General features: G+C 65.9%; 11 protein-coding genes. 2 read left to right on the top strand and 9 right to left on the bottom strand.

Going from position 1 to position 13,603, the window contains the following annotated elements:
• Window positions 1-29 precede the first annotated feature (29 nt).
• The 4 genes from MTR64_RS12135 to MTR64_RS12120 all read right to left on the bottom strand — a co-directional run bounded on the left by MTR64_RS12135 (window position 30) and on the right by MTR64_RS12120 (window position 4,535).
• Complete coding sequence (locus MTR64_RS12135; RefSeq protein ID WP_243994182.1) at window positions 30-482, bottom strand: MaoC family dehydratase; 453 nt, start codon at window positions 480-482, stop codon at window positions 30-32.
• Window positions 482-940: a hypothetical protein gene (locus MTR64_RS12130; RefSeq protein WP_243994180.1), complete on the bottom strand. Its 459-nt coding sequence runs from the start codon at window positions 938-940 to the stop codon at window positions 482-484. Before MTR64_RS12130 ends, MTR64_RS12135 begins: the two co-directional genes overlap by 1 nt.
• Complete coding sequence (locus tag MTR64_RS12125; protein ID WP_243994178.1) at window positions 941-2,806, bottom strand: acetyl/propionyl/methylcrotonyl-CoA carboxylase subunit alpha; 1,866 nt, start codon at window positions 2,804-2,806, stop codon at window positions 941-943. It lies immediately after the preceding gene.
• A 127-nt stretch (window positions 2,807-2,933) separates the two neighbouring features.
• Window positions 2,934-4,535 (bottom strand): carboxyl transferase domain-containing protein, encoded by a 1,602-nt coding sequence (locus MTR64_RS12120; protein WP_243994176.1) that lies wholly within the window; start codon window positions 4,533-4,535, stop codon window positions 2,934-2,936.
• A gap of 132 nt (window positions 4,536-4,667) precedes the next feature.
• On the opposite strand from MTR64_RS12120, the gene MTR64_RS12115 reads away from it, so the two are divergent.
• Window positions 4,668-5,540: a LysR family transcriptional regulator gene (locus tag MTR64_RS12115; RefSeq protein WP_243994174.1), complete on the top strand. Its 873-nt coding sequence runs from the start codon at window positions 4,668-4,670 to the stop codon at window positions 5,538-5,540.
• A gap of 47 nt (window positions 5,541-5,587) precedes the next feature.
• A complete protein-coding gene (locus MTR64_RS12110) occupies window positions 5,588-6,331 on the top strand; it encodes an SDR family NAD(P)-dependent oxidoreductase (RefSeq protein ID WP_243994172.1) in 744 nt (247 codons plus the stop codon).
• 114 nt (window positions 6,332-6,445) lie between these two features.
• Here MTR64_RS12110 and MTR64_RS12105 read toward each other — a convergent pair whose 3' ends face one another.
• The 5 genes from MTR64_RS12105 to MTR64_RS12085 all read right to left on the bottom strand — a co-directional run bounded on the left by MTR64_RS12105 (window position 6,446) and on the right by MTR64_RS12085 (window position 13,393).
• A complete protein-coding gene (locus tag MTR64_RS12105; RefSeq protein ID WP_243994170.1) occupies window positions 6,446-7,480 on the bottom strand; it encodes a zinc-binding dehydrogenase in 1,035 nt (344 codons plus the stop codon).
• A complete protein-coding gene (locus MTR64_RS12100) occupies window positions 7,477-8,478 on the bottom strand; it encodes an LLM class flavin-dependent oxidoreductase (protein ID WP_243994168.1) in 1,002 nt (333 codons plus the stop codon). Before MTR64_RS12100 ends, MTR64_RS12105 begins: the two co-directional genes overlap by 4 nt.
• Window positions 8,475-8,978 (bottom strand): nuclear transport factor 2 family protein, encoded by a 504-nt coding sequence (locus tag MTR64_RS12095; RefSeq protein ID WP_243994166.1) that lies wholly within the window; start codon window positions 8,976-8,978, stop codon window positions 8,475-8,477. Before MTR64_RS12095 ends, MTR64_RS12100 begins: the two co-directional genes overlap by 4 nt.
• A gap of 4 nt (window positions 8,979-8,982) precedes the next feature.
• Window positions 8,983-9,795 (bottom strand): SDR family NAD(P)-dependent oxidoreductase, encoded by an 813-nt coding sequence (locus tag MTR64_RS12090; RefSeq protein WP_243994164.1) that lies wholly within the window; start codon window positions 9,793-9,795, stop codon window positions 8,983-8,985.
• Between the two features lie 118 nt (window positions 9,796-9,913).
• Window positions 9,914-13,393, bottom strand: a complete 3,480-nt coding sequence (locus MTR64_RS12085; RefSeq protein WP_243994162.1) for an indolepyruvate ferredoxin oxidoreductase family protein — start codon at window positions 13,391-13,393, stop codon at window positions 9,914-9,916.
• Window positions 13,394-13,603: the final 210 nt, after the last annotated feature.

Genomic DNA, 13,603 nt, shown 5'->3' with positions numbered 1-13,603 from the left:
GCGGGGTGGGCCGTCTCCGCGAAAGAGGCCTAAGCCCCCTTCTTCTTCAGCAGCACCGTGCGCAGCATCGAGAGCGCCGTCTCGCCGCGCTGGTTGGTCAGCTCGTGCCTGAACACGACGATGCCCTGCGTCGGGCGCGATTTGCTTTCGCGCATCTCGACCACTTCGCTCGAACAGGTAAGCGTATCGCCGATGAAGGTCGGCTTGGGCGTCACCACCTTGTCGAACCCGAGATTGGCGACCAGCGTACCCACCGTCGTATCCGCGATCGACAGGCCCACCGCGAGGCTGAACGTGAAAGTCGAGTTCACGAGGATCTGACCAAACTCGCTGGCTTTCGCCGCCTCGGCATCGAGGTGAAGCGGCTGCATGTTGTGCGTCATGGCCGAGAACATCAGGTTGTCGGTCTCGGTAACGGTGCGGCTGGGCTGGTGCACGATCCTGTCACCCACATGCCATTCGTCGAAAAACCGTCCGGGCATCAATTCGTCTCCTGTCTCGTCAATGTCAGCCGCGCCGGTGTCCAGTTCCGCTTGCGTCTGGTTTCACGCTCGCCGACGTCCTCGCCCTCGAAATCCATCGGTGCCGGCTCGGCGGTAAAGTTGTTGCGATCGTCCAGCGCGGGCAGGTTCACCACTGTCCAGGTGTCACCATCCTTGTGCCACACAGCCGCGACGAAAACGCCGCAGCGCCCGCAGACGAAAAAGTCGGTGATGCCGAGACCGAAGCGATAGGGTTCCAGATCGTGCGGCGCGCTCAGTTCCACGAGACCGACCGGATCGGAAACCACCACCGCGCGGTGCCGGACGCAGAAGCCGCATTGGTCGGCGCGCGGCGTGAACGTCCCGGCTGCCTTGTCGCTATGCAGCACCACGCGGAGATCGCCGCAGTGGCAACGGCCTGAATAATGGTGCGCGTAAGCCTCCGGCCCTCGTTCCATTCACGCCTCCTGTTCGGCAGCTTCCTCGATCTTCACCAGCAGCGCATCAACCTGCACCTGCGCCCCCGCGCTGGCATTGAGTTCGGCCACCGTGCCATCGAACGGCGCGGTCAGCGTGTGCTCCATCTTCATCGCCTCGAGCGTGAGCAGCTTCTGGCCCTTGGTGACCGTATCGCCCTTCTCGACCTCGACCGAGATCACCTTGCCCGGCATCGGCGCAATGATCGCACCCGAGCCGTCGGCAGCGCCATGCGCGGCGTCGTGACGCCAGGGCGAGAGCAGCCAAGCCTGACCCTGTTCGGTGACCAGCACGCCGGTAGCAGGCTCTTCGGAGCCTTCGCCCGTCAGTGCGATCTCGACCTTCTCGCCATCGAGCAGGAACCATGCTGCACGCCGGGGCGCAGCATTGAGGCGGAAGCCGGCCATGTCCGTCAACGGCACCAGTGCCTCGGCGGCGGCCTGCAGCACGTCGTCCGAAGGCACCGGCGGTTCACTCATGGCTTCGCCGTCGCGGCCGATCAGGCCGGTATCGACCTTGCCCGCCGCGAAGTCCGGATGCTCGAGCGCCTTCACCAGGAACGATGCGTTGGTCTTCACTGGCCAGACCGCACTGTCCTGCAGCATTTCGCCCAGCCGCTCGCGCGCCTCGTCACGATCCTCACCCCAGGCAATGACCTTGGCGATCATGGGGTCATAGTGCGGCGAGACTTCGGCGCCTTCATAGACACCCGTGTCGATGCGTCCCCGTCCATAGGCGCCTTCCGCCTCGCCGAACTGCAGCAGTTCCAGCGTACCGATGCTCGGCAGGAAGCCCTTGGCCGGGTCCTCGGCATAGAGACGCGCTTCCATGGCCCAACCGTCGATGGTGAGGTCTTCCTGGCTCAGCGGCAGCGGCTCGCCCGAGGCGACACGCAGCTGCCATTCGACCAGATCGACGCCGGTGATCTCTTCGGTGACCGGGTGCTCGACCTGCAGGCGGGTGTTCATTTCCATGAACCAGATCTTGTCGGCCGCCAGTTTGCCCGAGCCATCGGCGATGAATTCGATCGTGCCCGCGCCGACATAATCGACCGCCTTTGCTGCACGCACCGCAGCCGCACAAAGCGCTTCGCGGGTTGCCACATCCATGCCCGGCGCGGGGGCTTCCTCGATCACCTTCTGGTGACGGCGCTGCAGCGAGCAATCGCGCTCGAACAGGTGGACGACATGGCCGTGCTTGTCGCCGAAGACCTGCACTTCGATGTGGCGCGGCGAGGCGATGTACTTCTCGATCAGCACGTGGTCGTTGCCGAACGAGCTGGCCGCCTCGCGCTTGCACGAGGCGAGCGCGTCGGCGAAGTCCTCTTCGCTCTCGACAAGGCGCATGCCCTTGCCGCCGCCGCCCGCGACCGCCTTGATCAGCACCGGATAACCGATCTTGCCCGCCTCGTCGGCCAGCAGGCCCGGCGACTGGTCCTCGCCCATGAAGCCCGGCGTCACCGGCACCCCGGCCCCGGCCATCAGCTTCTTGGCCGCATCCTTGAGGCCCATCGCGGTGATCGAGGAGGGATTGGGCCCGACCCAGACGATCCCGGCATCCATCACCGCCTGCGCGAACTCGGCATTCTCCGAAAGGAAGCCGTAGCCGGGATGGATCGCCTCTGCGCCAGTCGCTTTGGCGGCGGCAATGATCTTCTCGCCGACAAGGTAGGACTCGCGCGTCGGCGCCGGGCCGATATGCACGGCCTCGTCAGCCTCGCGCACATGCAGCGCCTCGGCGTCGGCATCGGAATAGACGGCGATGGTGCGGATGCCGAGGCTGCGCGCGGTGCGGATAACCCGGCAGGCGATTTCGCCACGGTTGGCGATAAGAAGAGACTTGATCATGCGTTTGCCCACCAAACTACTGCAATGACGATGGCCACGACGAGCACCAGCTTCGCGGCGAAGGCGATAATCATCCAACGCGGCATGCCGCTGTTAGATGGCACTTGCGGCTCCCGTGTCATGGACATCACATCCGGAACACGCCGAACTGCGGACGATCCGGAATCGGTGCTTCTAGCGCCGCTGCCAGAGCCAGCCCCAGCACGTCGCGGGTCTGCGCCGGGTCGATCACGCCGTCGTCCCACAGGCGCGCGGTGGCGTAGTAGGGGTTGCCTTCGTCCTCGTACTTCTGGCGGATCGGCGCCTTGAAGGCCTCGGCCTCGCGCTCGTCCCACTTGGCCGCGTCGCGGTGGACCGTGGCGAGCACAGAGGCCGCCTGTTCGCCGCCCATCACCGAGATGCGGGCGTTGGGCCAGGTGAAGAGGAAGCGCGGGTCATAGGCGCGGCCGCACATGCCGTAGTTGCCCGCACCGAAGCTGCCGCCGATCAGCACGGTGATCTTGGGCACGGTCGCGGTGGCGACCGCCGTCACCAGCTTAGCGCCGTGCTTGGCGATGCCCTCGGCCTCGTACTTGCCGCCGACCATGAAGCCCGAGATGTTCTGGAGGAACAGCAGCGGGATCTTGCGCTGGCAGGCGAGCTCGATGAAGTGCGCGCCCTTCTGCGCGCTCTCCGAAAACAGCACCCCGTTGTTGGCAAGGATCGCCACCGGCATGCCGTGGATATGCGCAAAGCCGCAGACCAGCGTATTGCCGTAGAGCGCCTTGAACTCGTGGAACTCGCTGCCATCGACCACGCGGGCGATCACTTCGTGCACGTCGTAGGGCGCGCGCACGTCCTCGGGGATGATCGAATAGAGTTCTTCCGGATCGTACTTCGGCGCGCGCGGTTCCTGCAGCGGCAAGCCGTGCTGATGCACTGGGCCGAGGTGTGAGACGATATCACGCACGATGGTAAGCGCATGCTCGTCGCTATCGGCGAGGTGATCGGTCACGCCCGACTTGCGGCTGTGCAGATCGCCGCCGCCCAGATCCTCGGCCGAGATCACTTCGCCGGTCGCGGCCTGCACCAGCGGCGGCCCGGCGAGGAAGATCGTGCCCTGCTCCTTCACGATCACGGTCTCGTCGCTCATCGCCGGCACATAGGCGCCGCCCGCGGTGCATGAGCCCATGACGCAGGCGATCTGCGGAATGCCCTTCGCGCTCATGTTCGCCTGATTGAAGAAGATGCGGCCGAAGTGGTCCTTGTCCGGGAAGACCTCGGCCTGGTGCGGCAGGTTGGCGCCGCCGCTGTCGACGAGGTAGATGCACGGCAGATTGTTCTCTTCCGCGATCTCCTGCGCGCGCAGGTGCTTCTTCACCGTCATCGGGTAGTAGGTGCCGCCCTTCACGGTGGCATCGTTGCACACGATCATGCACTGGCGGCCCGAAACGCGGCCGATCGCGGAGATCATGCCCGCGCCGGGAATATCCTCACCATAAAGGCCATTGGCCGCCAGTTGCCCCAGTTCGAGCAGCGGCGAGCCCGGATCGAGCAGGCGCTCGACGCGGTCTCGCGGAAGCAGCTTGCCGCGGCTGACGTGGCGCTCGCGCGATTTCTCATTACCGCCCAGCGCGGCCTGCGCGACCTTGTCGTGCAGGTCCTTCGCCAGCGCGCGGTTATGCGCGTCGCGCGCCTTCGCCTCGGGGCTGTCGAGGTTTACATTGGTCTGGAGCACCGGCGCGCTCATGCCCTCAATTCCTTTCCGGCCGCACTGTGCCGCAGCCTCATCCCATGGGATTTCGATTTACAGCGCCTATGTAACGAAGCGGAACGACCAGAGGAAATTGAAAGTTTCGCCGGTACGCCATAGACAGTTTCTATGATCGATCAGTACCAGCTGCGCTATTTCCTCGCCGTCGCCGAAACCGGCAGTTTCAGCCGCGCCGCCAAGCGGGTGAGCGTGACCCAGCCCTCACTTTCCGCCGGAATCGCCAAGCTGGAGCGCGAACTGGGCGCCCGCCTGTTCGACAGGGATCGCCAGGGCGTCGCGCTAACGACGGCCGGAAGCCGCTTCCTCGTGCGCGCAAGGCGAATCGCGGCGGAATACGAGCATGCGCTGGTGGAGCTCTCCGAAGTCTCCGACCCCACCCTGCTGCGCATCGGCGTGCTCGGCACAATCCCGACGCCCATGATCGAGAACCTGCTGCAGCAGCACCGCGCGCTCGGCTCGGGCGAGGCGCTGGAGATCCTCGACGGCAGCGAGCGCGACATCACCGAGCGGCTCGAACGCGGCCGCATCGACGTGACGCTGACCGTGGTGCGCCCGCAGCATGCCCGCTTCCACCCCGAGGTGCTGGCGCGCGAGCGCTACATGATGGTCCTGCCCCTCGATCACCCGCTGGCGGACGAGGACGAAGTCATGGCCGAACAGCTCGCGCGCGACCGCATGGCGCTGCGCCGCCACTGCGAGGCGCTGCCGGAGATCAACCGCTTCTTCATCGCGCGCGGGGTGCGCCCGCGCTTCGTGCTCAAGACCACCAGCGACGAACGTGTGCTGGCGGTCGTGCGCGCCGGGGCCGGGGTGGGCATGATGCCCGAATGCTTCGCCGAGCCCGCCGTGCGCTTCGTGCCGGTGAAGGACTTCGAACTGACCCGCGACGTGGGCCTGCTCCACGCCAGCGAAGCGCATATCGCTCCGGCGCTCGCCAGCCCGTTCATCGGCCTTGTCCGCCGCCACTACGGCAAGGCATGAAGCGCGCGACAAGAGATGCGAGGAGAGAGACGTTGCAACCTTCGGACATGAGCGGAAAGGTCGCGCTCGTCACGGGCGCCGCTGCCGGGCTGGGCCGCGCCACTACCGAAAGGCTTGCCGGGCTAGGTGCGAAAGTAGCACTGGTCGATGTCGTCGAGGCTGGTCTGGAAGACGCAGCCAGGACCATCCGCGCGGCAGGCGGCGAAGCGCTGGTGCTGCCGCTCGACCTGTCGGTGCGCAGCAATTGCGCCAGCGCGGTGGAGGAGACCGTCAAGGTCTTCGGTCAGCTCGATGCGCTTTGCAACGTGGCCGGCGTCATGAAGCCGGGGCCAAGCGACACGTTCACCGACGAAAACTGGGACCTGACCATGAAGGTCAATCTGGAAGCCCCGTTCTTCCTGATCCGCGCCAGCCTGCCGCACCTGCTCGAAAGCCATGGCGCGATCGTCAACGTGACGAGCTGCGCGGCCTTTCAGGGGCAGGCCTATTTTGCCGCCTACTGCGCCACCAAGGCAGGCCTCACAAACATGACCAGGGCGCTCGCCATGGAATACATGAAGGCTCCGATCCGCATCAACGCGGTGGCGCCGGGCGGGATGATGACCGGACTCGTCGGCGGCATGGCGGCGCTGGCCGATTGCGACCACGAACTGATCGGCCGCATCGGCTCCCCGCGCGGGCTGTGCGAGATCGGGGACGTGGCCGAAACGGTCACCTTCCTCGCCACCCCGGCGGCGCGGTCGTACCACGGCGCGTGCATCAATATCGATGCGGGCGTGACGGCGGACTGAGTACAGACCCTCAAACTCCACCGCTCACCCTGAGCTTGTCGAAGGGTGTCGAACCCGGGCGCTGTGCGAGCGTCCTTCGACAAGCTCAGGACGAGCGGACTTGGGGTTCGAGAACTACAGAAGTCGCGGATCGACCACGGTGCGCACCGCCGTGCCCGGTCCCGACAGGTTGGCGATCGCCCCGGCCACACCGCCCAGCCCCACGCGCCCGCCCAGCCAGGGCATCACGTCGATCCGGCCATCGGCAATGCTGCGCAGCGCGAGGTCCATGTCCTGCGGCTCCTCGCCGCCGGCGAACTGGATGTTGAGCCGCTTGTTCTGCGCGGCGAAGACGAAAAGCGGCTCCGGTTCCATGCAGTAGCCGCCCATGACGATGCGCCCGTCGAACGGTGCGGCCTCGATGATCTGCTGCAGCATGCCGGGCACGCCAACGTTCTCGTAGATCAGGTTGACGCGCCGTCCGTCGAATTGCGGCAACGGGGCGTAGGGATCGGTTTCGCGCGGGTCGATGGCGATGTGTGCGCCTGCCTTCAGCGCCAGTTCGCGGCGGTCGGCATGGAAATCGGCAGCAACGATCGGGCCCACGCCCATCATCGACAGGCCCGCGATTACGCCGAGGCCAATCGCCCCGCACCCCAGCACCAGCGCCGCATCGGCCTTGTCCGGCCGCCCGCGCCGGGCGTGCTCCAGCCCCACCGCCAGCGGCTCGATCATTGCCGCGTAATCGTCAGGCAGGCCATCGGGGATCTCGAGCAGGAAATCCTCGTCGAGCAGCATCAGTTCGCCGCAGCCGCCGGGGCACTCGTGGCTGAAGCCGACGACCGCATGAGTCCCGCCCTGCCGCATGATCGGCACCGACGTGAAGCGCCGCCCTGTCTTCACGCTGCGGCGGCTGCCCGGACCATAGTCGAGCACTTCGCCGACGAATTCATGGCCGGGCACGAAAGCACGCTCGTAGTGCAACGCGGCATAGGGCCCGCCCATCTTGCGCGACAGTTCGATCACGTTCTGTCCGCCCGAGAGGAAATGCGCATCCGACGCGCACAGTCCGCAGGAATGAGTGCGCACCAGCGCCTGCCCCTTGCCCGGTTCGGGATCGGGCAGCTCCCGGACGCGGACCTGCCCGTTCTCGACGACGGCAGCCTTCATCCCGAAATGATCGCCTTGAGCTCGGGCATGACCTGTTCCAGCAGCTTGAGGCTCTTCCAGCCCTCATCCGGTGCGAGGCCTCCCAGCAGGGGCTGGAAACCGACATTGCCGCCTTCCACGCCGCGCACCTTCTCCAGCAGCATCTCCGGCGTCCAGGCCGCGAACAACCCCGCATGACGCAGCACGGCGGGATCGGTGAGGCCCTTGAAGGGCGAATTGGACGCATCGCCTTCCTGCTCCGCCCACTTGGCATATTCGGTAATGACATGGACGGCGTGCGGCGCGATGGCGTCCCAGCCCGCATCCGGATCCTCGCACAGGTGGATCGCCATCGGCATGCCCGGCCGGGGGCGGAAGTGCCGGCGCGGTTTGTGGCCGAGACGTTCGCATTCGGACAGGTAGAGATCGACGAGTTCGCCCTTCATCGGCCCGAAACCGACGCCGAACTTCGCCGCGCGTTTCGCCGAAGCGGCCACACCGCCGCCGACCATGATAATATCCTCGGGTTCCTGCACCGGCAGCGGGCGGGTGAAGATCGGGCGGCCTTCGTATTCGAACCGCTCGCCCTTCAAGGCGCGCAGCATGATCTCGAGCCCGCTGTCCATGAGCTTCGCGCGGTCCTTGAGCGACTTGCCGAACATCGCGAATTCGCCGGGCACATAGCCCGCGCCGAAGATGACGCTGAGCCGCCCGACCGACATGTTGTCGAGCACCGCGATCTGTTCGGCCAGTTCAACCGGATCGTGCAGCGGCAGGATCACTGCGCCGAGCAGGAAGCGGATGCGCTCGGTCACTGCCGCCATGCCGCCCGCCAACACGAAAGGCTGAGGCAGGTAGCCGTCGTCGGATCCGTGATGCTGCATCAAGCCGATCTGGTCGGCACCGATGCGATCAACGAACGCGGCCATCTGCGTCGCGGCGCAGTAGAGGTTCGGCGTTGGTGCCGCCCAATCAGGCGAGCGCATGTCGAACGAAACGGAAATCTTGATGTCTTTCACCGGTTGGCTCCCAAAGCGGTGTAGGATGGATCTTGCGGATCGCGCGTGGCCCATTCGTGGTGGTTCATGGGCGTCACGTCTCGGACGGAATCATAATCGATCACGGTATCGCGATGATCGATGCGCCAGACACCGTCACGCTTCGACCAACGGTCGCAATAGCGCGCCCAGACCTCGATCAACTTGAGCTTGCCCTCTTGCTCGATACGCAGCGTCGCCATGACGTAGGCCTCGCTGCCCGCCCGTTCACTGTCGAGTTCGATCAGAATGTTGGTCACCTGATGCGAATGGGCCAGCATGTGCAAGTGAGCCTTGCAAATGTACTCGATCGCGCCGTGTCCCGTTCCACGAAAGCTTGTCGGCCCGTAGTCGGCCGTCGCATCCTCATGAAACACCGACTGGCCGAGCGGCACGTCGAGCCGGTCGACACTGCGGCAATAGCGATAGAGCTGTTCGGTGATTGCGAACTTGTCGGCGATCTGCTCGAAAGTGTCCGTCATGACGTCAGTCCTTTGCGGCATAGGCGGCAGCCATCGCGGCAAAGCCGCGAATACGCTCACGGCGCTGCGCGGCAGAGGTGGCCGACATCATCGCGTCGTCGTCGGCTTCGCCCCAGTTGCAGACAGGACCGAACGGCAGACGTGCCAGCCCCAGCCTTGCGACATCGTCAGCATGGGCCAGTCCCTCCGGGATCGACATGCCCCGCGCTTCCATCAGTTCGCGGTGCGCGGGCGTATCGGTACGGCCGATGACGTAGCTGAGCACGTCCACGCCGTAGGGTTCCAGTTCGGCCCAGAGCGCCTCGCACAACACAAGGTCGAAAGCCTTGGTCGCGGCATAGACGCCGATGCCGGGAAGCCCGCCGTAGCAGGCGCCCGAGCCCACCACCATCAACCCGCCCCTCCCGCGTTCGCGCATCGACGCAGCAAAAGCATGAACTGCGCGCATCACGGTCATGACATTGCGCATCGCGAGCGCATCCCAGTTGGCGATCGCGTTGTCGAGGAACATCGAACCGTTGGGATCGGCCCCAGCATTGAGAATCAGCAATCCGACCTCGCGATCCCCGGCCTCCTGCAACAAATGCTGCGCAGCATTTTCGGCAGAGAGATCGATCGACGCGGTGATGCATTCCACGCCGTGGGCGGCGCGCAGTTCCAGCGCGAGCTGTTCCAGCGGCCCTTCGCGACGTGCGACGAGGATCAGGTTAAGGCCCTTCTCGGCCAGCTGCCGTGCGAAGGAAGCGCCCGTCCCTTCCGAGGCTCCGGCAATCAGAGCCCATGGGCCATACCGCTCTGCAAACTGCGCCTTGTCCATCGTCTCTCCCCGCACGAACGATCATGCTGACTCGCCCTGAACGCCACGAGCGTGCGGCAATTTGCCGGCAGGAACAAACCGCCTCGCACACATACCGCCCCGGCGGCACGGCTTGCGGTCAGGCCAGCTGCGCCACGCGTTCGGACTGAACCGGTGCTTCGGAGAGCCGGGGCAAAAGATTCGCCACCCGCGCACGGTAAGCCTCGACGCCCGCATCCTTGACTGGCCCATACCCGGCGATGAGATCGGCGGCGGCTGCCAGTTCGATCGCAACCGGCATCGTTTCAGGCGTAACCTTGTCCACGATCTCTTCCGCCAGCGTCCGGTATTCACCGATCAGGGCACGTTCCATGCGGCGTTCGGCGGTGTAACCGAACACATCCAGTGCCGTGCCGCGCAGGCCCTTGAGCTTTGCCAGCACCCCAAAGACCGGGAAGATCCACGAGCCCATCCCGAACTTGCGCGGGCGGCCCGTCTTGTGATCCTTGAACAAGTTCAGGCCGGGCACCCCGCCGAGATAGACTTTCAGTTTCGGCGCGCCTGCGAAAGTATCGGCCAGCCCCTTGCGGAAGGCCGGATCGGTGTAGAGCCGGGCCACCTCGTACTCGTCCTTGTAGGCCATGAGCTTGCCGAGCCCGCGCGCGATCTCCGCCATCAGGGCCTCGCAGCCGCCCAGGCCGCGCGCCTGCAGCTTCGAGGACAGGGCATCGAGCACGCCGCGATATTGCGCAGCATAGGCCTCGTTCTGCCATGCCGTCAGACGCCGCACGCGGCTTTCGACGATCCCGGCATAGGTGCGCGGAACAGCGGGCCCTTCCGTCGAGGCGTCGGCGAGCGCGAAGAGATCGTCTGCCCCTGCCGCCGCCAGCCGTCCCAGCGTGAGAGCAGCAAGGTTCGCCTTTGCCGCCACGCCATTGAGCCGCACCGCTTCCTCGATCGAATCGAGGCCGACCGGCAGCAGGCCCTTCTGCGCCGCAAAGCCCACCATCATCAGGTTGGTGAAGATCGAATCCCCCAGCAGCCGCGTCGCCAGAGCCCCCGCCCGCAGCGAGGCGATGTTCGCCGGATCGACGCGCTTGCTGATCGCCGACAGGAACCGCGTCGCCGTGAGGTCCAGATTGCGGTTGCGCTGGAATTCACCGGTGGGGACGACGTCCTCGTTCGCCAGCACCTGTGTGTCGGGCCGGGCCAGCGACAGCACGTCAGGGCCCGATCCGACAATAAGATCGCAGGCGACGATCACGTCCGCCTGACCGGTACCCAGCCGCGCCGAGGGGATCGCGTCGGTGTCCGCGCCGATGCGGATATGGCTGGTGACTGCACCGCCCTTCTGCGCCATGCCGGTTTGGTCGAGCACCTTGGCGGCCTTGCCTTCCAGATGCGCCGCCATCGCGATAATCGCGCCGACGGTGAGCACCCCGGTGCCGCCGATGCCGGTGACAAGCATGGCGCGCGGCGCCTGCGACACGTCGAGCACCGGCGGCACCGGCAACTTCGCGGCCATCTGCGCCAGTGCCGCATCGTCGAAGCTGCGCTTCACCAGCGCCGCGCCCGAAACTTCGACGAAGCTGGGGCAGAATCCCTTGATGCAGGAGAAGTCCTTGTTGCAGGTCGACTGGTCGATCGCGCGCTTGCGGCCGAATTCGGTCTTGATCGGCGTCACCGAGAGACAGTTCGACTGCACAGAGCAATCGCCGCAACCCTCGCACACCGCCGGGTTGATCCAGAGGCGTTTGTCGGGGTCCGGATAGAGCCCCTTCTTGCGGCGGCGGCGCTTTTCGTTGGCGCAGGTCTGGTCGTAGACGATGCCGGTCGTGCCCTTCAGCTCGCGCAGTTCGCGCTGCACGGCATCGAGCTCGTCGCGGTGCAGCACCCGCACGCCTTTCGGCAGGCTCGACGCGTGGAAACGGTCCGGGGCCTCGCTCAGCAGGACCACCGGCGAGACACCTTCGGTCACCAGCTCATTGACGATCTGCTCGACCGTCAGCGCCCCTTCGGCGGGCTGGCCACCCGTCATCGCGACGGCATCGTTATAGAGGATCTTGAAGGTGACGTTGCTCTTCGCCGCCACCGCGGCGCGGATCGTCAGCAGGCCGGAGTGGGTATAGGTCCCGTCACCCAGGTTCTGGAACATGTGCGGCGTATCGACATAGGTCTGCGCGCCGACCCAGGGCATGCCTTCCTGCCCCATCGAGACGGTCTGCATCGTATGCCGCTCGGGCATGTAATGGGCGAGGCCATGGCACCCGGTCGCCCCCATCGCCGCAGAACCTTCGGGCACCACGGTCGAGGTGTTGTGCGGGCAGCCCGAGCAGAAATAGGCGGGGCGAATTGCGGTGATCGCCAGCGCCTTGGCACTGCCCTCCAGATCGCGCAGCGCCGCATCGCGCGCGGACGCTTCATCCGTGAGCATGCCCAGCGCCGACAGCCGGCTGACGAGCGCGCGGCGCACCGAACCGGGATCGAGCACGCCGATTTCGGACAGCAGCGTGGCCCCGTCCGGCGCGTGCTTGCCCGAAAGCGCGGGGACATTCGCGGTGCCATAGAACAGGCGCGCGATCTGCTCCTCGATGAAGGCGCGCTTTTCCTCGACGACCAGCACTTCGACGCTGCCGCCGCAGGCCTGCCGCACGAACGCGGCGTCGAGCGGCCAGACGAGGCCGAGCTTGACCACGCGCAGGCCGATGGCCCGGCATTTCTCTTCGTCCAGCCCGAGATCGGCGAGCGCCTGACACAGATCGAGCCAGGCCTTGCCCGCACTCACCACCGTCAGCTTGCGGTCGGGCGCGTCGTGGCTCACGCGGTCGATCGAATTGAGCGCGGTGAAAAGCGGCACGATCGGCAGACGCTGCTCGATCACCGCCTGTTCCTGCTGCAGCGCCGACATCGCGATCCGCAGATTGGGCGAGGTGCCTTCGGACAAATCGGGAAGCGCGATCGGGAAAGAGTGGCCCGGCAACGTGACTGTCGTCGTCAGGTCCAGCGTGTCGGTCACTGTCTTAATGCCGACGTAGAGCCCGCTCACGCGCGAGAGCGCCCAGCCGTACTGGCCGAAGGACAGGATTTCGTCGGTCGTCGCCGGATAGAGCACCGGCGTCATCGCCGTCACCAGCACGTGTTCGGACTGGTGCGCGGTCAGCGAGGACTTGGCGGCGTGGTCATCACCGCACAGCAGCAGCGCGCCGCCGTTCCGGTGGGTGCCTTCGAAATTCGCCGCCTTGATCGCCTCGCCCGCGCGCTCGACGCCGACGCCCTTGGCATACCAGAGCGCGAAGACGCCATCGACGCGGGGCTTGCCGTACCAGTCGAGCTGCTGCGTCCCGCGCACAGAGGTCGCCGCCAGTTCCTCGTTGAGGCCGGGCTCGAAACGGATGTCGTGCTCCTTGAGGAGCTTTTCGCGGGCCCAGAGCTGCGCATCGAGCGTGGTGATCGGCGACCCGCGATAGCCGGTGACATAGCCGGCCGTGTTCAGCCCCGCCGCCTTGTCGCGCCGGGCCTGATCGAGCAGCAGGCGCACGACGCCCTGCAGCGCCGAGAGCATGACCTGTCCCGAGCCCTGCGTGTACTTGTCATCGAGCGTGACGACCGACTTGGTCAACGCATTCCCCCGGCTAATTCTGGTTCTTTGCCGGGCCTTTCAGATGGCGCGTCGGTGCGCAAGGGCTGCACGGACCTTGCGCCGTGGCGGTCAAAAGGGGTTGCGGCAATGAGCGCGAACGCGCGCGCAAAAGCCCACCCCGTCGCGACTAGCCTCACCTGCGGCTCGGCAAGTCTCACTCCCCTCCCGCTTGCGAGAGGGATTGGAGGT

Source organism: Novosphingobium album (ex Hu et al. 2023) (assembly GCF_022832385.1).
Lineage (GTDB): Bacteria > Pseudomonadota > Alphaproteobacteria > Sphingomonadales > Sphingomonadaceae > Novosphingobium > Novosphingobium album.
Note: the sequence above shows the minus strand (reverse complement) of the source record. Positions and strands in the feature narration are given on the sequence as shown.

Excerpts from the sequence above, each read along its gene's own strand:
- MTR64_RS12115 (WP_243994174.1), top strand. The coding sequence starts at position 4,668 with ATGATCGATCAGTACCAGCTGCGCTATTTCCTCGCCGTCGCCGAAACC.
- MTR64_RS12095 (WP_243994166.1), bottom strand. The coding sequence starts at position 8,978 with ATGACGGACACTTTCGAGCAGATCGCCGACAAGTTCGCAATCACCGAA.
- MTR64_RS12090 (WP_243994164.1), bottom strand. The coding sequence starts at position 9,795 with ATGGACAAGGCGCAGTTTGCAGAGCGGTATGGCCCATGGGCTCTGATT.
- MTR64_RS12110 (WP_243994172.1), top strand. The coding sequence starts at position 5,588 with ATGAGCGGAAAGGTCGCGCTCGTCACGGGCGCCGCTGCCGGGCTGGGC.
- MTR64_RS12105 (WP_243994170.1), bottom strand. The coding sequence starts at position 7,480 with ATGAAGGCTGCCGTCGTCGAGAACGGGCAGGTCCGCGTCCGGGAGCTG.
- MTR64_RS12125 (WP_243994178.1), bottom strand. The coding sequence starts at position 2,806 with ATGATCAAGTCTCTTCTTATCGCCAACCGTGGCGAAATCGCCTGCCGG.
- MTR64_RS12120 (WP_243994176.1), bottom strand. The coding sequence starts at position 4,535 with ATGAGCGCGCCGGTGCTCCAGACCAATGTAAACCTCGACAGCCCCGAG.
- MTR64_RS12135 (WP_243994182.1), bottom strand. The coding sequence starts at position 482 with ATGCCCGGACGGTTTTTCGACGAATGGCATGTGGGTGACAGGATCGTG.
- MTR64_RS12130 (WP_243994180.1), bottom strand. The coding sequence starts at position 940 with ATGGAACGAGGGCCGGAGGCTTACGCGCACCATTATTCAGGCCGTTGC.